This window comes from Dorea hominis, assembly GCF_014287705.1.
Taxonomy (GTDB): domain Bacteria; phylum Bacillota; class Clostridia; order Lachnospirales; family Lachnospiraceae; genus Dorea_D; species Dorea_D hominis.
The window spans coordinates 1-19,357 of record NZ_JACOOY010000023.1 but is presented as its reverse complement, the minus strand read 5'-3'; the positions used below and the strand labels follow the sequence as shown (position 1 = coordinate 19,357).

At 41.9% G+C, this 19,357-nt stretch carries 17 protein-coding genes and 1 pseudogene; 16 read left to right on the top strand and 2 right to left on the bottom strand.

Annotated features, from left to right (window positions below; translation table 11 throughout):
* Positions 1-18 precede the first annotated feature (18 nt).
* The 4 genes from secA (at position 19) to H8S07_RS13495 (ending at position 6,221) form a co-directional block, all read left to right on the top strand.
* Positions 19-2,583, top strand: a complete 2,565-nt coding sequence (gene secA, locus H8S07_RS13510) for a preprotein translocase subunit SecA (RefSeq protein WP_117538112.1) — start codon at positions 19-21, stop codon at positions 2,581-2,583.
* A gap of 63 nt (positions 2,584-2,646) precedes the next feature.
* Positions 2,647-3,754 (top strand): peptide chain release factor 2 gene (gene prfB, locus H8S07_RS13505; protein WP_118287731.1). Its coding sequence is split into 2 segments (ribosomal slippage): positions 2,647-2,721 and positions 2,723-3,754, totalling 1,107 coding nucleotides; the frame shifts between segments, so codons are not numbered across the junction.
* A gap of 11 nt (positions 3,755-3,765) precedes the next feature.
* Positions 3,766-4,995, top strand: coding sequence for a homoserine dehydrogenase (locus H8S07_RS13500; protein WP_021859567.1), 1,230 nt, complete (start codon positions 3,766-3,768; stop codon positions 4,993-4,995).
* A 17-nt stretch (positions 4,996-5,012) separates the two neighbouring features.
* Complete coding sequence (locus tag H8S07_RS13495; RefSeq protein ID WP_021859568.1) at positions 5,013-6,221, top strand: aspartate kinase; 1,209 nt, start codon at positions 5,013-5,015, stop codon at positions 6,219-6,221.
* A gap of 7 nt (positions 6,222-6,228) precedes the next feature.
* On the opposite strand, the gene H8S07_RS13490 is transcribed toward H8S07_RS13495, so the two are convergent.
* Both H8S07_RS13490 and H8S07_RS13485 read right to left on the bottom strand, forming a co-directional pair.
* Entirely contained in the window at positions 6,229-6,627 is a 399-nt protein-coding gene (locus H8S07_RS13490) for a helix-turn-helix domain-containing protein (protein WP_021859569.1), read from the bottom strand.
* A 111-nt stretch (positions 6,628-6,738) separates the two neighbouring features.
* Positions 6,739-7,188 carry a CYTH domain-containing protein gene (locus H8S07_RS13485; RefSeq protein ID WP_021859570.1) on the bottom strand — a complete coding sequence of 150 codons (450 nt, stop codon included), beginning with the start codon at positions 7,186-7,188 and terminating at the stop codon, positions 6,739-6,741.
* A 132-nt stretch (positions 7,189-7,320) separates the two neighbouring features.
* Between H8S07_RS13485 and H8S07_RS13480 the strand changes: the two genes are divergently transcribed.
* The 12 genes and pseudogenes from H8S07_RS13480 to H8S07_RS14540 form a co-directional block, all read left to right on the top strand.
* Entirely contained in the window at positions 7,321-7,872 is a 552-nt protein-coding gene (locus H8S07_RS13480) for a DJ-1 family glyoxalase III (protein WP_118287732.1), read from the top strand.
* A 222-nt stretch (positions 7,873-8,094) separates the two neighbouring features.
* The gene (gene tig / locus H8S07_RS13475; protein WP_021859586.1) at positions 8,095-9,381 is read left to right on the top strand and encodes a trigger factor; all 1,287 of its coding nucleotides are present in this window, start codon (positions 8,095-8,097) and stop codon (positions 9,379-9,381) included.
* A gap of 34 nt (positions 9,382-9,415) precedes the next feature.
* Positions 9,416-9,997 carry an ATP-dependent Clp endopeptidase proteolytic subunit ClpP gene (clpP, locus tag H8S07_RS13470; RefSeq protein ID WP_021859587.1) on the top strand — a complete coding sequence of 194 codons (582 nt, stop codon included), beginning with the start codon at positions 9,416-9,418 and terminating at the stop codon, positions 9,995-9,997.
* A gap of 29 nt (positions 9,998-10,026) precedes the next feature.
* A complete protein-coding gene (gene clpX, locus H8S07_RS13465) occupies positions 10,027-11,283 on the top strand; it encodes an ATP-dependent Clp protease ATP-binding subunit ClpX (RefSeq protein WP_186856209.1) in 1,257 nt (418 codons plus the stop codon).
* Positions 11,284-11,433: 150 nt separating this feature from the next.
* A complete protein-coding gene (gene lon / locus H8S07_RS13460; RefSeq protein ID WP_186856208.1) occupies positions 11,434-13,770 on the top strand; it encodes an endopeptidase La in 2,337 nt (778 codons plus the stop codon).
* 15 nt (positions 13,771-13,785) lie between these two features.
* A complete protein-coding gene (gene yihA / locus H8S07_RS13455) occupies positions 13,786-14,388 on the top strand; it encodes a ribosome biogenesis GTP-binding protein YihA/YsxC (protein WP_021859590.1) in 603 nt (200 codons plus the stop codon).
* Positions 14,389-14,644: 256 nt separating this feature from the next.
* Positions 14,645-15,553: a trans-4-hydroxy-L-proline dehydratase activase gene (locus H8S07_RS13450; protein WP_021859591.1), complete on the top strand. Its 909-nt coding sequence runs from the start codon at positions 14,645-14,647 to the stop codon at positions 15,551-15,553.
* Between the two features lie 4 nt (positions 15,554-15,557).
* A complete protein-coding gene (hypD, locus tag H8S07_RS13445; protein ID WP_117538119.1) occupies positions 15,558-17,933 on the top strand; it encodes a trans-4-hydroxy-L-proline dehydratase in 2,376 nt (791 codons plus the stop codon).
* Positions 17,934-18,154: 221 nt separating this feature from the next.
* Positions 18,155-18,364, top strand: coding sequence for a helix-turn-helix domain-containing protein (locus H8S07_RS13440; protein ID WP_186856207.1), 210 nt, complete (start codon positions 18,155-18,157; stop codon positions 18,362-18,364).
* A complete protein-coding gene (locus H8S07_RS15045) occupies positions 18,328-18,516 on the top strand; it encodes a transposase (RefSeq protein WP_408640171.1) in 189 nt (62 codons plus the stop codon). The genes H8S07_RS13440 and H8S07_RS15045 overlap by 37 nt, the downstream gene beginning before the upstream one ends.
* Positions 18,510-18,659 (top strand): ATP-binding protein, encoded by a 150-nt coding sequence (locus H8S07_RS14545; protein WP_243176040.1) that lies wholly within the window; start codon positions 18,510-18,512, stop codon positions 18,657-18,659. The genes H8S07_RS15045 and H8S07_RS14545 overlap by 7 nt, the downstream gene beginning before the upstream one ends.
* A 120-nt stretch (positions 18,660-18,779) precedes the next feature.
* A pseudogene (locus H8S07_RS14540) lies at positions 18,780-19,357 on the top strand (hypothetical protein); the annotation flags it as partial.

Sequence of the window (19,357 nt, the reverse complement as noted above, 5' to 3'; positions counted from 1 at the left end):
TAAGGAGTATATATCAACATGGGCTTTATACAGAAAATATTTGGAACACACAGTGAACATGAGCTGAAGAGAATTTATCCGATCGCAGATGCGGTTGAGGCGTTAGAACCGCAGATGCAGAGCCTGTCAGATGAAGAATTAAGAGCGAAGACAAAAGAATTCAAAGACAGACTTGCTGGCGGAGAAACATTAGATGATATCCTTCCAGAGGCATTTGCAGTTGTGCGTGAAGCAGCATACCGTACTCTGGGAATGAAGCCATACAGAGTACAGATCATCGGTGGTATTGTCCTGCATCAGGGACGTATCGCAGAGATGAAGACTGGTGAAGGAAAGACACTTGTATCAACGTTGCCGGCATATCTGAATGCGCTGACCGGTGAAGGTGTGCAGATCGTAACAGTCAATGATTATCTGGCAAAGCGTGATGCTGAGTGGATGGGACAGGTTCATGAGTTTCTTGGACTGACCGTAGGCGTAGTTCTGAATGAGATGGACAATGACGAGCGAAGAGATGCATATAACTGCGATATCACATATGTAACGAACAATGAACTTGGATTTGATTATCTGAGAGATAACATGGTAATTTACAAGGAACAGCTTGTACAGAGAGGTATGAAATTTGCCATTATCGATGAGGTTGACTCGGTATTGATCGATGAAGCAAGAACTCCGCTTATTATTTCCGGACAGAGTGGCAAATCTACAAAGCTTTACGAAGCGTGTGACATTCTCGCACGTCAGTTAGAACGTGGTGAAGCGAGTGGGGAGTTCTCCAAAATGAATGCAATCCTTGGTGAAGATATTGAAGAGACCGGAGATTTCATTGTTAACGAGAAAGAAAAGAACATCAACCTTACAGAAGATGGTGTGAAGAAAGTAGAGAAGTTCTTCCATATTGAGAACCTGGCAGATGCAGAAAACCTGGAGATCCAGCATAATATTATTCTGGCACTGCGCGCACACAATCTGATGTTTCGTGACAAAGACTATGTTGTAAAAGATGATGAAGTACTGATCGTTGATGAGTTCACCGGACGTATTATGCCGGGACGTCGTTATTCTGACGGACTTCATCAGGCGATTGAAGCGAAAGAGCATGTAAAAGTTAAGAGAGAGAGTAAGACTCTTGCGACGATTACGTTCCAGAATTTATTTAACAAATATGAGAAGAAGTCCGGTATGACAGGTACTGCTCTGACAGAGGAGAAGGAGTTCCGTGAGATTTACGGAATGGATGTTGTAGAGATTCCTACAAATAAACCGGTTATCCGGAAGGATCTGGAAGATGCTGTATACAAGACAGAAAAGGAAAAATTCAAAGCTGTATGTGATGCAATCGAAGAAGCGCATGCAAAACATCAGCCGGTACTGGTTGGTACGATTACAATTGAGAATTCCGAACTTCTCAGTGGTATGCTAAAACGTCGTGGAATCAAGCACAATGTATTAAATGCGAAATTCCATGAACTGGAAGCTGAGATTGTTGCACAGGCAGGTATCCATGATGCAGTTACGATCGCAACAAACATGGCTGGTCGTGGTACGGATATTAAACTGGACGATGAAGCCAGAGAAGCAGGCGGACTGAAGATTATCGGGACAGAGCGTCATGAATCCAGACGTATTGATAATCAGCTTCGTGGACGTTCCGGACGTCAGGGAGACCCGGGAGAATCCAGATTCTATATTTCACTGGAAGATGATCTGATGCGTTTGTTCGGATCTGAACGTCTGATGAGTGTATTTAATGCGCTTGGTGTAGAAGAAGGAGAACAGATACAGCATAAGATGTTATCCAGTGCGATTCAGAAAGCACAGGAGAAGATCGAGAGTAACAACTTCGGAATCCGTAAGAATCTGTTAGAGTATGATCAGGTAATGAACGAGCAGAGAGAGATCATTTATGAAGAGAGAAGACATGTACTGGATGGAGACAACATGCGTGATTCTATTTTCCATATGATGAATGATTATATTGAGAATACTGTAGATATGATCGTAAGTCCGGATCAGGATTATGAAGAGTTTAATCTGGTAGAACTGAACCGCAATATCTTAGAGACAATTCCAATGGAACCTCTGGCACCGGAAGATGTCAAGGGACTGTCACCGAAGAAGCTGAAACATCTGTTAAAAGAGCGTGCAGCAAAAGCATACGAAGTAAAAGAGGCGGAGTATCAGGAACCAGAACAGGTACGTGAGATCGAGCGTGTGATCCTGCTTAAGGTTATTGATGCAAAATGGATGGATCATATCGATGATATGGATCAGCTCCGTCAGGGAATTGGTCTGCAGGCTTATGGACAGAGAGATCCGAAGGTAGAATATAAGATGATCGGATATGAGATGTTCGGCGAGATGACACAGAGCATCTCTGCTGACACCGTACGTGCACTGTTCCATGTAAGGCTGGAAGAAAAAGTAGAACGTGAACAGGTTGCACAGGTTACAGGAACGAATAAAGACGATTCCGCAGCACATACTCCGAAGAAGAGAGCAGAGAAAAAGGTATATCCAAATGATCCGTGCCCGTGTGGAAGCGGTAAGAAATACAAACAGTGTTGTGGCAGAAAGTAAGAGCCACAGCCTGTAAACAGAATACAAAAATGAAAATATAAAAAAGAAAGAGGTGAAGCAAAAGTGGTTGAATTAGATCAGCTTAAGAGCATTTATAATGCTTACGAAGAACCTCTTGCCGAGATGAGGGATTCACTTTGACGTCGCCGGCAAGGAGAAAAGGATCGAAGAGCTGGAGCGCAAGGTAGAGGAACCAGATTTCTGGAATGATCCGGAAGAATCCCAGAAGATTATGAAAGAACTGAAGGATCTGAAAGAACTTACAGAGAAGATCCGCACGCTTTATACTGGATATGAAGATGTAGCGATTCTTCTGGAAATGGGATATGAAGAAGAGGATCCTTCTGTAGTGAAAGAAATTGAACAGGAATGGAAGAAGTTCGAAACGCTTTTTGAAGAACTTCGTATCCAGACATTGTTGTCAGGTGAATATGATTCCTGCAATGCGATCATGACGATTCACGCAGGCGCCGGAGGAACCGAATCCTGTGACTGGGCAGGTATGCTCTATCGTATGTATAACCGCTGGGCAGAACAGAGAGGGTTCGCGTTGAAAGTACTGGATTATCTGGATGGAGATATTACCGGAATTAAGACAGTAACGTTTGAAGTGAATGGTGAGAATGCCTATGGCTATTTGAAATCTGAAAAAGGCGTACACCGTCTGGTTCGTATTTCGCCGTTTAATTCGGCAGGAAAACGGCAGACATCATTTGCTTCCTGTGATGTTGTTCCAGACATAGAAGATGATATTGATATTGACATTGCAGATGAGGATCTGAAGATCGACACATACCGTGCCAGCGGTGCGGGTGGTCAGCATGTTAATAAGACATCTTCGGCAATTCGTATTACGCATCTGCCTACCGGGATTGTTGTGCAGTGCCAGAACGAACGCTCGCAGCATCACAACAAAGAAAAAGCGATGCAGATGCTGAAAGCAAAGCTTCAGCTTATGAAAGAGCAGGAACAGGCAGAAAAAGTGTCAGATATCCGTGGTGAGATCAAGGAGATTGGATTTGGAAACCAGATAAGATCTTATGTAATGCAGCCGTATACACTTGTCAAGGATCACAGAACCGGTCAGGAAAACAGTAATGTAAATGCGGTGCTGGATGGGGATATTGACGCATTTATTAATGCATATCTGAAACAGAAAGCGGAAAGATAAAGGAGAGATATATGGTAAATATTGCAGTTTTGGGTTATGGAACCGTAGGCTCCGGTGTCGTAGAAGTAATTGATACAAATGGAGCAGGAATTAATCAGAGAATTGGTGAGAAACTTCAGGTAAAGTATGTCCTGGATCTGAAAGATTTTCCGGGAGATCCGGTGCAGGAGAAGATTGTCCATGATTTTGAGACGATCATACAGGATGAAGAGATTAATATTGTTGTAGAAGTGATGGGGGGAATTGAACCTGCTTATACATTTGTAAAGAGAAGTCTTCTGGCAGGAAAAAGCGTTGCAACTTCAAACAAGGCTCTTGTAGCGAAACACGGTGCAGAGCTGTTGTCGATTGCAAAAGAAAAGAACATTAATTTTCTGTTTGAAGCAAGCGTAGGTGGCGGAATCCCGATCATCCGTCCGCTCAATTCATCTCTGACAGCGGACGAAATTGAAGAGATCACAGGTATTTTAAATGGTACAACAAATTATATGCTGACAAAGATGTTCTATGAAGGAGCTGATTATGACACGGTTCTGAAAGAGGCGCAGGCGAATGGTTATGCGGAGCGCAATCCGGAAGCGGATGTGGAAGGATATGATGCCTGCCGTAAAATTGCAATTTTATCTTCTCTGATCAGTGGAAATCAGGTTGACTTTGAAGACATTTACTGTGAAGGAATTACAAAGATCACGACAGAGGATATGAAATACGCCAAGACAATGGGAACAACGATCAAGCTGCTCGCTTCCAGCAAGAGAGACGGCAGCAGACTGCATGCGATCGTTGCGCCTTGCATGCTTTATCCGGAACATCCACTGTACAATGTAAATGGAGTGTTCAATGCGATTTTTGTACATGGTAATGTTCTTGGTGATGCAATGTTTTATGGAAGCGGTGCCGGTAAACTGCCGACAGCAAGTGCAGTTGTAGCAGATGTTGTAGATGCAGCAAAACACCTGAACCGCAATATTATGACAATGTGGAAACAGGAAAAACTGACGCTGGAAGATAAAGGTGATGCCAAACGCAGATTCTTCATCCGCATGAAAGGTGATGAAGAAGAGATGCGGAAAGATCTGGAATATTCCTTTGGAGAGATCGAAATCGTGAAAGTCCCGGGATTAGAAGGTGAATTTGGAATTGTAACGCCGGTTATGATGGAAGGTGATTATGATACAAGAGCAAACCGGTACAAAGATCAGATCTTACATATGATAAGGATTGAAGATCAGAAAGCATAAGAAAAGAGGGCAAGCGAATGTTAATTGTAAAGAAATTCGGCGGCAGTTCTGTTGCGAATAAAGAACGTATTTTCAATGTTGCCAGACGATGCATTGAAGATTATAAAGCAGGACATGATGTAGTAGTTGTATTATCTGCAATGGGAGATACTACAGATAATCTGATAGAAATGGCACATGATATTAATCCGGATGCTAAGAAGCGAGAACTGGATATGCTTCTGACAACCGGAGAGCAGGTATCCGTATCGCTTATGGCTATGGCGATGCAGGCACTGGATGTTCCGGCGGTATCCTTGAATGCATTTCAGGTTATGATGCATTCTACATCCAGATATGGAAATGCTCGTTTTAAACGCGTAGATACAGAGCGTATCCAGCATGAACTGGATTCCCGGAAGATTGTTATTGTCACTGGTTTTCAGGGAGTTAACAAATACGATGATATTACGACTCTGGGACGTGGTGGATCTGACACAACAGCAGTTGCGCTGGCTTCAGTTCTTCATGCAGATAAATGCGAGATTTATACAGATGTTGAAGGTGTTTATACAGCAGATCCACGTGTAGTAAAGAATGCAAGAAAACTCGATGTCATCACATATGACGAGATGCTGGAGCTGGCAAGTCTGGGAGCCAAAGTATTGCACAACCGTTCCGTAGAGATGGCAAAGAAATATAATGTAGAATTAGTAGTACGTTCCAGCCTGACAGAGGCAGAAGGAACAGTAGTCAAGGAGGCAGCCAAGATGGAAAAACTGTTAGTAACGGGAGTCGCAGCAGATGCAAATACAGCCAGAATTTCAGTGATCGGTGTAGAAGATAAACCGGGCACGGCATTTGTAATATTTAATACACTTGCAAAGAACAATATTAATGTAGATATTATTCTCCAGTCTGTAGGAAGAGAAGGAACAAAAGATATTTCCTTTACGGTTGCATCAGATGATCTGGATCGTGCACTTGAAATACTGAACGAGAACAAGGAGCGTCTGACGATTCAGGAGATTACTTGTAATAAGAATGTTGCAAAATTATCAGTGGTTGGAGCTGGAATGATGAGTAACCCGGGAGTTGCAGCCAAGATGTTCGAATCTCTCTACAACTCAAGGGTTAATATTAATATGATCTCGACTTCTGAAATCAGAATTACTGTACTGGTAGATGAGAAAGACATCGAGAAAGCGATGAACGCAGTACATGATGGATTCATTATGACGGAATAATCGTCTGTTAAGGTTTGTTTGAAAGAAAACCGGCAAGAATCTGTTTGTTTTCTTCAGAGAGTGCACGATATTTAATAATAAAGTCAAGCTCTTCTCTGGAAAGATAAATGGAATTGCCGGTATTTTTTTCTTTTGCCATAACTACATACGGAATATATTCTTCTCCGGTTTTCAAAGCGCTTGTGTGATAAGTACTCTGAAGATTATCAAGGACCAGTTCATCGATAGAAATCCGATAAAATCTGGATATATGTAACAGCGAATCCAGATCCGGGGTTCGTTTGCTCGTTTCATAATTTGAATAAGCCTGTCTGGAGATATTCAGCAGACTGCTCAGATCATCCTGAGTCAGTTTGTGTTTTGTCCTTAAAAATCGTAAGTTATTAGCAAGCTGTATATTGGACATGGTATCACCTCCGTGCTTGAGTGTATGTTAGTTAGTATAGCAATTTACTAAAAAAATTGCTTTGTTTGCACCGAAATGTTTCAAAAGAGTATTTTAAACAAAAAGTTGCTGCTACATCTTGCTGAGATTGCTGTTGTGGTATTCACCGGAGAAGGTAACATCCTTTCCGAACCAGTCAGGTGCGCAGAAAGTATTGGCACTTGTTTCATCCGGAAATTCTACTTCGGCAAGGATGAGTGGAGCAAGATCCCCTTCGAAAAGATCAAGCTCGATCGTCAGAATATCGGATAAAGGAATCATATACCGCTTCTTGCGAATCAGTCTTCCGTCAATCTTCGGCAACAGATGAAGATATGCTTTTTCTGTAAGCGGAAGATTGTATTCTTCCCTGGTCATAAGACCGGAAGATTTGTAAGTGAGTTCATATTTGTCATTGTCTTTGCGGATACGAATGACGGGGGTTGTGTTTAGATAACCCTGCTCAATGATTCGACAAGAAAAAGAATCCAGACGCAGATGTGCCGGTAAGTGTCGGATTAGATATTTGCGCTCGATTTCCAATAGGAGTCCCCCTTTTTTGATACGACATACAGTTCTGTACTAATGATAATATAGTTTACACAAAAAGTAAACGGTGTTAATATTTATATTGGAAGAAAAATGCAAAAAATACGATGAAAGGAAGAAAAAGGAATGATAAAAGTAAGTGTGTTGCTGGCGGACGGCTTTGAAGAGATCGAAGCGCTGACCGTTGTTGATCTGCTCAGAAGAGCACAGATATATGTAGATACGATTTCTATCATGGAGGATTATACTGTACATGGTGCTCATGGTATTAATATACAGACAGAAGATCTGTTTGAAGAAGTGAACTTTGTGGAATCAGATATGATCGTGTTGCCTGGAGGAATGCCGGGAACAACGAATCTTAATGCACATGAAGGTGTCAGACGCGTAGTAAAGGATTTTGCAGCCGAAGGAAAGCCGATAGCAGCAATCTGTGCAGCTCCGACAGTGCTCGGTAATCTCGGATTATTAAAAGGAAAGAGAATTACCTGCTATCCGGGGGTGGAGACAGAGATCCAGGGAGCGGTTATGCTTCGCACACAGGTAGCAGTGGATGGCAATATTATTACAAGCCGGGGAGTAGGAACGGCGATAGCATTTGCTCTGAAACTAATCGAAGTGCTTGTTGGAGAAGACAAGTCAAGAGAGATTGCAGAAGCAATTGTATATGAAAAATAAAAAGCACCGGGAGCAGCAGAAATATCTGCAGAAAATGTATAGAAATTCCCGGAAAAACAGTTTTTTTCACAGATAAAAACTAAGGGTGGATATTTGCAAATGTTTGTGTTATAATTCTGTGGTGAATGTTATTTGATATGCCTGTAACAGGCGATCGTTACCCCGTATGGGGCAGGCGCATAAAAGCGCGATTAAAGAATAGAATCAGGAGGAAATTGTAACATGAGTTTACAGGTAGAAAAATTAGAAAAGAACATGGCAAAACTTACAATTGAAGTACCTGCCAGTGATTTAGAAAAAGCACTTCAGAGTGCGTATAAGAAGCAGAAGAACAAAATCAGTCTGCCGGGATTTCGTAAAGGAAAAGTTCCACGTCAGATGATCGAGAAGATGTACGGAGCAGAGATCTTCTTTGATGATGCTGCAAATGAGATCATTCCAAAAGCATATGCAGATGCTTATGATGAGTGCGAGCTTGAGATCGTTTCCAGACCGGAGATCAACATCGTACAGATTGAGAAGGGAAAACCGTTTATTTTCACAGCAGAAGTAGCTACAAAACCGGAAGTTACTCTTGGAGAGTACAAAGGACTGGAAGTAGACAAAGTATCTACACGTGTAACACAGAAAGAAGTAGAAGCTAAGATCGAGGAAGAAGCTGAAAAGAACGCAAGAACTGTAACAGTTGAAGACCGTGCAGTACAGGATGGAGACGAAGTAATCCTTGACTTTGAAGGGTTTGTAGACGGAGAAGCATTTGAGGGTGGAAAAGGTGAGAACTATCCACTGACTATCGGTTCCGGATCATTTATCCCGGGATTTGAAGAGCAGCTTGTCGGAGCAGAAGCCGAAAAAGAAGTAGAAGTAAAAGTAACATTCCCGGAAGATTATCATGCAGAAGAGCTGAAGGGAAAAGAAGCTGTATTCAAATGCACAGTACACGAGATCAAAGCAAAAGAGCTTCCTGAGATCGATGATGAATTCGCGGCAGAAGTTTCTGAGTTCGATACATTAGATGAGTACAAAGCAGACGTAAAAGCTAAGATCAAAGAGCAGAAAGCTACAGACGGAAAACGCAAACAGGAAGATCAGGCTGTAGAGCAGGCAATTAAGAATGCTTCTTATGAGATCCCGGATGCTATGGTTGATACACAGATTTCACAGATGGCTAACGATTTTGCACAGAGAATCCAGTCTCAGGGACTGACTATGGAGCAGTACTATCAGTTCACAGGAATGACTGAGGAGAAGATGAACGAAGAGTTCAAGCCACAGGCTGTAAAACGTATCGAGACTCGTCTTGTACTGGAAGCTATTGCAAAAGCTGAGAACATCGAGATCAGCGATGAAAAACTGGACGAAGAGATCGCTAAGATGGCAGAAGCTTATAAGATGGAAGCTGACAAGCTGAAAGAATTTATGGGTGATGCTGAGAAGAAGCAGATGAAAGAGGATATGGCAGTTCAGGAAGCTGTTACATTCCTTGTAGAAAATGCTGTAGAGAAATAAATAACAGCAGATATTATATTGAGGAGGCATATACATGAGTTTAGTACCTTATGTCATTGAACAGACAAGCCGTGGAGAGCGCTCCTACGATATCTATTCAAGATTATTAAAAGACAGAATTATATTTTTAGGGGAAGAAGTAACAGACGTGTCCGCGAGTGTGATCGTAGCACAGTTATTATTCCTTGAAGCAGAGGATCCGGAGAAAGATATTCATCTGTATATCAACAGTCCGGGAGGCTCTGTAACAGCAGGTATGGCAATTTATGATACCATGCAGTATATCAAATGTGATATCGAGACAATCTGTATTGGTATGGCTGCAAGCATGGGTTCTTTCCTTCTCTCCGGTGGAACTAAAGGAAAGAGACTTGCACTCCCGAATGCGGAGATTATGATCCATCAGCCATCCGGTGGTGCGCAGGGACAGGCTACAGAGATTCAGATTGCGGCTGATCATATTTTGAAAACACGCCAGAAACTGAATCAGATCCTTGCAGAGAATACAGGACAGCCGTTAGAAGTCATCAGCCGGGACACAGACCGTGATAACTTTATGTCGGCTGAGGAAGCAAAGGAGTATGGTCTGATCGACGAGGTAATTACACGTCGCTAAGACGGTTCTCCGGGATATGAGGTGAGAAAATGGCAGGAAGAAACGATGATCAGGTGAGATGTTCGTTTTGTAATAAGACACAGTCGCAGGTGCGTAAGCTGATCGCAGGACCGGAAGGCGTATATATCTGTGATGACTGTGTTGAAGTGTGCGCAGAGATTATCGAGGAGGAGATGAATCCGGACAGTAATGCCGGATGGAATCCGTTCTCAGATATCAATCTGTTAAAGCCAGAAGAAATCAAAGCATTTCTTGATGAGTATGTGATCGGTCAGGAAGAAGCAAAGAAGGTTCTTTCCGTAGCAGTTTATAATCATTATAAACGGATTATGGCAGGAAGAGACGGTGTGGAGCTTTCAAAGAGTAACATTCTGATGCTTGGACCTACTGGTTGTGGCAAGACGCTTCTGGCACAATCGCTTGCAAAGATCCTGAATGTTCCATTTGCAATTGCGGATGCAACTGCACTTACAGAAGCCGGTTATGTCGGTGAAGATGTTGAGAACATTCTGCTTAAGATCATCCAGGCAGCAGATGGCGATATTGAGCGCGCAGAATATGGAATTATATATATTGATGAGATTGATAAGATTACTAGAAAATCCGAGAACCCATCAATTACAAGAGACGTATCCGGAGAAGGTGTACAGCAGGCATTGTTGAAGATTATTGAAGGAACCGTGGCAAGTGTTCCGCCACAGGGCGGACGAAAACATCCACATCAGGAACTGATCCAGATCGACACTACGAATATTTTGTTTATCTGTGGTGGTGCGTTTGAAGGAATTGAGAAGATCATTGAGAAACGTATCGATCAGAAATCTATTGGTTTCAATGTAGAGATTGCAGAGAAGCATGAAGATGACGTGGATCGTCTGCTGAAACAGGTCCTTCCACAGGATCTTGTAAAATTCGGATTGATTCCGGAGCTGGTCGGACGTGTGCCGGTGAATGTAACACTGGAGATGTTAGACCGTGATGCGTTGATATCTATTTTAACAGAACCAAAGAATGCAATTGTGAAACAATATCAGAAGATGCTGGAATTTGATGGTGTGGATCTTACATTTGATAGGGCTGCGCTTGAAGAGATAGCTGAGACGTCACTTAAGAGAAGAACAGGTGCCAGAGGACTCCGTGCAATTATGGAGAACATCATGATGGATATTATGTATAAAGCACCTTCCGATGAGACGTTGAAGACGTGCAGGATTACGAAAGATGTAGTAAAAGGCATTGGTGAACCTGTATGTGAGCATGAGATGATAAGTTCAGAGAGTGCGTAATTATGGGGCGGGTACAGGTAATTGTGCCCGCCTGCTTTTATATATTAGCCGGAGAAGCTTTTCAACTTTGTATGAGAAGAGCCGGAGAAGCTTTCAGTTTTATAAGAAAAGCACGAAAGAGATCCAAGAAGATAAAACAGGAGAGTATATATGGAAAATGAAAGAATAAGTCTGCCTGTTGTGGCACTGCGTGGAATGACGATCCTGCCAGAAATGGTGGCACATTTTGATGTGAGCCGTGAGAAATCACTGCAGGCAATTGACCAGGCTATGACAGAAGGAGAGAAGATTTTCCTGACAGGGCAGTATGAGATAGAGACAGAAGATCCGGATGTGACAGATATACACAGAATCGGATGTATTGCAACAATCAAACAGATTGTGAAGCTTCCGAAGAAGATCAGCCGTGTTCTGATAAGCGGAGAGCAGAGAGCAGAACTCATTGATCTGGAGTTTAAAGAGCCATATCTGCGCGGAATGGTTGCAGTGCGAGAGGATGTGGATACTTCATGGGAAGATACCGGAGCAGAACAGTCACCACTCAATCTGGAAGCAATGGTGCAGGGACTCCGGGATATTTTCAAAGAATACATGGCAAAGAATCCAAAGATTGCGAAGGAATTTTCAGATCAGATCGATCAGATCACAGATCTTAAGAAAATGGTAAATGTGATCAATGCCAATGTTCCGATGTCTTATCCGGAATATCAGGAATTTCTGGAAGAAACGAATCTTATGAAACGGTATGACAAACTTGCCTATAAGCTTGTGAATGAGATTCAGGTACTTAATATTAAAGAAGAATTACAGGAAAAGATTAAAGAACGCGTGGATAAAAACCAGCGGGAATATATTCTGCGTGAAGAACTCAAACTGATTCGTGAAGAGCTTGGAGATGAAAATCAGTTATCGGATGCGGATGAATTTCAGCAGAAGTGTGATGCGCTGGAGGCACCGGATGAAGTAAAAGAGAAGATTTCCAAAGAGATACGGAGATTCCGTAATTCCATGAATAATCCGGCAGAGTCGGGAGTTATCCGTACTTATATCGAAACGATGCTGGATATGCCGTGGGATCATATGTGCAAAGAACACAAAGATATTGCATATGCCAAAAAGATTTTGGACGAAGATCATTATGGACTGGACAAAGTAAAGGAACGTGTGCTTGAATTTCTGGCGGTACGCGCTCTGACGAAGAACACAGATGCACCGATCCTCTGCCTGGTTGGACCTCCGGGAACCGGTAAGACATCCATCGCAAAATCACTGGCGCATGCTTTGAAGAAGCCGTATGTGCGTATTTCACTCGGAGGCGTACGAGATGAGGCAGAGATCCGCGGTCACAGAAAAACTTATGTCGGAGCGATGCCGGGAAGAATTGCAGCGGCTGTGAAGAATGCCGGAGTGAAGAACCCACTGCTCCTTCTGGATGAGATCGACAAAGTCAGCAATGATTATAAAGGGGATACATTTTCAGCACTTCTGGAAGTACTGGATGCGGAGCAGAACAAGAATTTCAGAGATCATTACCTGGAGGTTCCGCTGGATCTTTCGGAAGTATTATTCGTGACAACAGCGAATACATTACAGACGATTCCAAGACCGCTTTTAGATCGTATGGAAGTGATTGAGATCAGCAGTTATACGGAAAATGAAAAACTTCATATTGCAAGAGAACACCTGATCCCGAAACAGCTGAAAAAGCACGGTTTAAAAGAAAAACAACTGTCGATCAGCAAGAAAGCTCTGTGGAAGATTGCAAGAAATTATACAAAAGAAGCCGGAGTCAGGCAGATGGAACGTAAAATTGCTGATATCTGCCGCAAAACAGCAAGAGAGATTTTGGAAGATAAGAAGAAAGCCGTACGCGTGACAGAAAGGAATCTGGAACATTATCTCGGAAGAGAGCTGTTCAGCTATCAGATGAAAAATGACAAGGATGAAGTTGGTATTGTGCGGGGACTTGCATGGACAAGTGTTGGCGGCGATACGCTTCAGATTGAAGTAAATGTCATGCCGGGAGAAGGCGAAATCCTGCTGACCGGTCAGCTCGGAGATGTGATGAAAGAATCCGCGCGTACAGGTATCAGTTATATCCGCTCCGTCAGCTCGGAGCATAAGATTGACGAGAAATTTTTCAAAGAGCATGATATTCATATACATATACCGGAAGGTGCAGTGCCAAAAGATGGTCCGTCGGCGGGAATTACAATGGCAACAGCAATCTTTTCGGCTGTTACAGGGAAAAAAGTCCGTGCAGATCTGGCAATGACCGGAGAAATTACGCTGCGTGGAAGGGTTCTTCCAATCGGAGGTCTGAAAGAAAAGCTTCTCGCTGCTAAAAATGCGGGAATCCTGACAGTTCTTGTTCCAAAGGAAAATAAAGCGGATGTAGAAGAGATATCAACAGAGATTACAAAAGGACTGGAGATCATTCCGGTTTCTCATATGGATGAAGTATTGAAGCTTGCATTAAAGCGTTAAAAGGGGGAAAAGAATATGGTTATAAGAAGCCTGAATCTGGAAACAGTATGTGGAATTACAAGTAAATTACCGGAAAATGAACATCCGGAAATTGCATTTGCAGGAAAATCAAATGTTGGAAAATCATCCCTCATTAATGCTCTCATGAATCGGAAATCATTTGCGCGTATTTCCGCGACACCAGGAAAGACACAGACGATTAATTTTTACAATATTAATGAAGAATTATATCTGGTAGATCTTCCGGGATATGGATATGCAAAAGTATCTGAGCAGGAAAAAGCGAAATGGGGTCAGCTCATTGAGCGGTATCTCCATGGATCGGAACAGTTGAAGGCAGTCTTTCTTCTGATTGATATCCGGCATGATCCGTCTGCGAACGACAAACTGATGTACAGTTGGATCGTGGAGCAGGGATTCAATCCGATCATTATCGCGACTAAATTAGATAAGATCAAGCGCAGCCAGGTACAAAAGCAGATCAAAGCAATTCGCCAAGGATTAAATCTGCTTCCGGGAACGATTGTTATTCCATTTTCATCTGTGACGAAGCAGGGAAGAGATGAGATATGGGAGCTGGTTGAGACGGAATTTATGGAGAAGAATGAAGAGGAGTAATGGATGAGAGAAATTGTCATCTGTGAAGATGTAGAGATTGAAAGAAACCTTTTGAATACAGTACTGCTATGGAACTGCTGTTTCTTGACACCTACATGAAAGAATTAAACGGCATGGAGACAGCGCGAAGAATAAGAGAATAAGGAAAGAGAAGTTTGATAACAGATTGACAAACTTCTCTTTCTTTGTTATTATTAGACTAAAGTACAAACAAAAGTCTAACAGTAAAACAAAAGTAACGGGAAGGAGTAAGATCATGAATTATATTACGAATATCCAGAAGTATTCTATTCATGACGGAGATGGAATTCGTACTACCGTTTTTTTTAAGGGATGCCCACTGAAATGTGTCTGGTGTCACAATCCGGAGACGCAGCGATTTGAAAGAGAACTTCAGTACGATAAGGAAAAATGCATTGGATGCGGAGCCTGTGCAAAAGTCTGTCCGCAGAGCGCGATTTCAATGACGGAGGGAAAACCGGTTCTTGACAAATCTCTGTGTAATCTTTGCGGAAAGTGTGAGAATTACTGCCCGGAAGGAATCCGTGAGACAGTGGGAGAAGAGTATCCGGTAAAAGAACTGGTAAAAGAACTGATGAAGGATCTGATGTTCTACGAGCAATCCGGCGGCGGTGTTACTCTTTCCGGCGGAGAAGTTATGGCAATGTCTACGGAGTATGTGCTGGAAATTGCCAAAGCACTTAAGAAGGAAGAGATTTCTTTAACAATTGATACGTGCGGATATGTGCCGTATGATAAATTTGAAGCGGTTTTACCGTATGTAGATACATTTTTATATGATGTGAAAGTGATGAATCCGGAGCTTCACAAGAAGTACATAGGCGTAGATAACAGACTGATTCTTGAGAACCTTGTGAAATTATCGGATGCAGGAGCAAGGATTTACATCCGTATTCCGACAGTCAAAGAAGTGAATGGCAATGATGAGAATATGAAGGCAACCATTCAGTTCTTAAAAGAACACAATATCCATCCGGCACAGGTGAATTTGTTGCCGTACCATAATACAGGAAGCAGCAAGTATCCAAAACTGGATATGGAATATAAAGGAACTGATTTAACGGCACCAACAAATGAAGAGATGGAAGGTTTTGTAAAACTTTTCCAGGATGAAGGCTTCTCAAATACCAGAATAGGAGGTTAAAACAATGGCAAAAAGAGGCATGAATGAAAGAATTCAGAAACTGAGAGAACTGAGTGTAACAACACCGGTACATATCGACTTGGAGAGAGCGAAGATCGAGACAGATTTTTACAGAGAGAATGATGGAAAATATTCTATTCCTGTAATGAGATCTATGGTATTAAAAGAGTATTTCTCCAAGAAGACATTATATCTGGGTGATGGAGAACTGATCGTAGGTGAAAAAGGAAAAGACCCGCAGGCATCTCCGACATTCCCGGAACTTTGTTGCCACAGCGTAGAAGATATGACAGTTATGAGCGAGCGTGACCTTGTATCTTTCCATACAACAGAAGAAGACAGAAAGCTTCAGGCAGAGGAGATCATCCCATTCTGGCAGGGACGCAGCATGAGAGAAAAACTTCTTGCAACTATGACTCCGGAGTGGAATGACTGCTATTCAGCAGGTATGTTCACCGAGTTCATGGAGCAGAGAGGACCGGGACATACATGTGGTGGAGAACAGGTATTTACAACCGGATATATGGATTACAAAGAGAAAATCAAGAAGACAATGGATTCGCTTGATTTCTTAAATGATCCGGAAGCATACGACAAGATGGAAGAGTTAAAAGCTATGGATATTTCCTGCGACGCAGTGATCATCCTTGGCGAGAGATATCATGAATTAGCACTGGAGATGGCTGAGAAAGAAGCTGATCCGGTTCGTAAAGAAGAATTAAAACAGATCGCAGCCAACTTGGAAGTTGTTCCTGCACATGCACCAAAGACATACTGGCAGGCAATCCAGTTATACTGGTTCACACATCTGGCAGTTACAACAGAGCTGAACCCATGGGATGCATTCAGCCCGGGACGTCTTGACCAGCATCTGATCAAATACTACGAGGCAGATACGGAAGCAGGAATTCTGGATGATGATAGAGCAAAAGAGCTGTTAGAGTGCTTATGGGTGAAATTCTACAACCAGCCGGCACCGGTAAAAGTAGGTATCACACTAAAAGAAAGTGCTACATACACAGATTTTGCAAATATCAATACAGGTGGTGTGACGCCGGACGGACGCGATGGAGTTAACGCAGTCAGCTATCTGATCCTTGACTGTATGGACGAGATGAAACTGGTTCAGCCAAACTCTAACGTAACAATCAGCAAGAAGACACCGGCACGTTTCTTAAAGAGAGCATGCGAGATCTCAAGAAAAGGATGGGGACAGCCGGCATTCTACAATACAGAAGCACAGACAATGGAGCTTATCAATGCAGGTAAATCACTGGAAGATGCACGCCGCGGCGGATCTTCAGGATGCGTTGAGACAGGAGCATGGGGAAGTGAAGCATATATCCTGACCGGATATCTGAACATCCCGAAAGTATTCCAACTTACACTTTACAATGGATTTGACAATGAATCCGGCAAACAGCTCGGTCTGAAACTTGGTTATGCAAAAGACTTCAAGACATATGAAGAATTATGGGATGCATTCCAGAAACAGCTGAAACATTTCATCGATATCAAAGTACGTGGAAATAATGTAATCGAGAAATTATATGCAGAGAACATGCCTGCACCGTGCCTTTCAGTTGTAACAAACGACTGTATCAGCAATGCAAAAGATTACAATGCAGGTGGAGCAAGATACAATACAAACTATATCCAGGGTGTAGGTATCGGAACTGTTACAGATTGTATCACAGCAATTAAATATAACGTATTCGATAAGAAAAACTTCACAATGGAAGAACTGATCGAAGCGATGGATCATAACTTTGAAGGATACGATGCAATTTATCGTATGGTACATGATAAGACACCGAAGTATGGCAATGATGATGACTATGCAGATTCTATCATGCAGGATGTATTTAACCTGTACCATGATTTGATTACAGGACGTCCGACTATGAGAGGCGGAAAATACGGAGTAGATATGCTCCCGACAACATGCCACGTTTACTTCGGAGAAGTAATCGGAGCAACTGCTAACGGAAGAAAAGCAAATGTTCCGGTATCTGAAGGTATCTCACCGGAGAAATCCGCTGATACAAACGGTCCTACAGCAGTTATCAAATCCTGCTCAAAGATGGATCACCTTGCAACAGCAGGAACTCTTCTGAACCAGAAATTTACTCCGGATGTTGTAGCAGGAGAAAAAGGACTTGAGAACATGTCCAGCCTGATCCGTAGCTATTTCGCAATGGACGGACATCATATCCAGTTCAATGTCATTGACAGACAGACATTGATCGAAGCACAGAAACATCCGGATGACTACCGCGACCTGATCGTTCGTGTAGCCGGATACAGTGACTTCTTCCGTAACTTAAGCAAACCGTTACAGGATGAGATCATCAACCGTACAGAGCAGTCTTTCGGCTAAGATGTAAAATAATATAAGATATAAGACAGGATATCCGGAAATGTAAAAGTTTCCGGGTATCTTTTTATTTGTTAGGGCAAAGCCCTGTTTTACATTGTGGAGTTTTTCGTTGATCCGAAAAACGGAACTTTGGAAAACAAATAAACCACCTGCTGTTTGATATGATACCTCTAAAGTAGACAGATTAAATATAAAAATCTGTTACTTTGGAGGTATTTTTCATGTCCAGAAAAGCAAAGTTTACACCGGAAGAAAAAGAACAGGCTGTTATAGATTATCTTGAAGAAAATAAATCTAGAACACAGATATGTGGAGAACTATGTATTTCTTCAAGAACCATTCAGGACTGGGCCTTGATTTATAACAAACATGGACTTGCCGGTTTTTCAAAAAAATGCGAAATGGGTCTTATTCGAAAGAATTTAAAATGAAAGTGGTTGAGGAATATGTAAGAGGTGACGGCTCTTCCATTGATTTAGAAATAAAATATGATATCTCTTCCGGTCTTTTAAGAAAGTGGATTAGAATGTATAATGCCAATAGAGAGCTTGTCTTTCAGATGCTATCATCGGCAAAATGTTGATTTATGGACGTAATGCGACTGGCAAGACGAACCTTGGAAGAGCAATTCTTGATATTGGTTCAACAATGTTTGGCGGAACAAGATATGCGAGTAATGGAATTTTACTCAACGCGGATTCCAAAGAAGATGCAGCAATGTTTTAATATGAATTCAGATTTGAAGATACAGAATTAAGTTACAAATATTCGAGATTATCAAATCAGGAATTACGTGAAGAAGAATTATCTGTAAATGGAAAAATCATTTTTAAATGTAATTTTGGTTTGCGAGAATATAATTTTGATAATTTAGATTATATTGATGCAGAAACTGCCAATATAGAGCGCTATTTACAATCTCTGGAAGTTGGAAAAGATGATGAAATCAGTGAACCAAAACTTCCATTTTTGAGATGGCTGATTAGTAATATGGCTTTGAAAAATGATTCAGCTCTTATCCGGTTATCGAATTATGTTAGAAGAATGATGATGATTACAGTAGGAAATGGGATGCAGTATCGCTTTGGAAGACTGAATCAAGGTTTTTATGATAGTCTGGAAAATCCGGAACATCTGAAGGATTTTGAAGATTTTTTAAATGCAATGGGTATTGAATGTAAATTGGTATTAAAAAAAATACCAGACGGACAAAGAGAACTGTATTTTTCACATGAACAATTAGTTCCATTTTACCATTATGAAATGGCAGAAAATGTGATTCGTTTCTTTAAACAGAAGTATCCAAAAGCAGAAGACTGTGCACCTAAGATGCTGACAAAGCAGGAAATTAAAACAAAAACACCTGCTGGTGTGCGTGAACTTCCAATACCGGATTATGTATTTGAAGCAATTCTGGAAGAACG

Excerpts from the sequence above, each read along its gene's own strand:
- H8S07_RS14545 (WP_243176040.1), top strand. The coding sequence starts at position 18,510 with ATGTTGATTTATGGACGTAATGCGACTGGCAAGACGAACCTTGGAAGA.
- yihA (WP_021859590.1), top strand. The coding sequence starts at position 13,786 with ATGGTTATAAGAAGCCTGAATCTGGAAACAGTATGTGGAATTACAAGT.
- H8S07_RS13500 (WP_021859567.1), top strand. The coding sequence starts at position 3,766 with ATGGTAAATATTGCAGTTTTGGGTTATGGAACCGTAGGCTCCGGTGTC.
- tig (WP_021859586.1), top strand. The coding sequence starts at position 8,095 with ATGAGTTTACAGGTAGAAAAATTAGAAAAGAACATGGCAAAACTTACA.
- H8S07_RS13440 (WP_186856207.1), top strand. The coding sequence starts at position 18,155 with ATGTCCAGAAAAGCAAAGTTTACACCGGAAGAAAAAGAACAGGCTGTT.
- lon (WP_186856208.1), top strand. The coding sequence starts at position 11,434 with ATGGAAAATGAAAGAATAAGTCTGCCTGTTGTGGCACTGCGTGGAATG.
- clpX (WP_186856209.1), top strand. The coding sequence starts at position 10,027 with ATGGCAGGAAGAAACGATGATCAGGTGAGATGTTCGTTTTGTAATAAG.
- clpP (WP_021859587.1), top strand. The coding sequence starts at position 9,416 with ATGAGTTTAGTACCTTATGTCATTGAACAGACAAGCCGTGGAGAGCGC.
- H8S07_RS13490 (WP_021859569.1), bottom strand. The coding sequence starts at position 6,627 with ATGTCCAATATACAGCTTGCTAATAACTTACGATTTTTAAGGACAAAA.
- hypD (WP_117538119.1), top strand. The coding sequence starts at position 15,558 with ATGGCAAAAAGAGGCATGAATGAAAGAATTCAGAAACTGAGAGAACTG.
- H8S07_RS13495 (WP_021859568.1), top strand. The coding sequence starts at position 5,013 with ATGTTAATTGTAAAGAAATTCGGCGGCAGTTCTGTTGCGAATAAAGAA.
- secA (WP_117538112.1), top strand. The coding sequence starts at position 19 with ATGGGCTTTATACAGAAAATATTTGGAACACACAGTGAACATGAGCTG.
- H8S07_RS15045 (WP_408640171.1), top strand. The coding sequence starts at position 18,328 with ATGCGAAATGGGTCTTATTCGAAAGAATTTAAAATGAAAGTGGTTGAG.
- H8S07_RS13480 (WP_118287732.1), top strand. The coding sequence starts at position 7,321 with ATGATAAAAGTAAGTGTGTTGCTGGCGGACGGCTTTGAAGAGATCGAA.
- H8S07_RS13450 (WP_021859591.1), top strand. The coding sequence starts at position 14,645 with ATGAATTATATTACGAATATCCAGAAGTATTCTATTCATGACGGAGAT.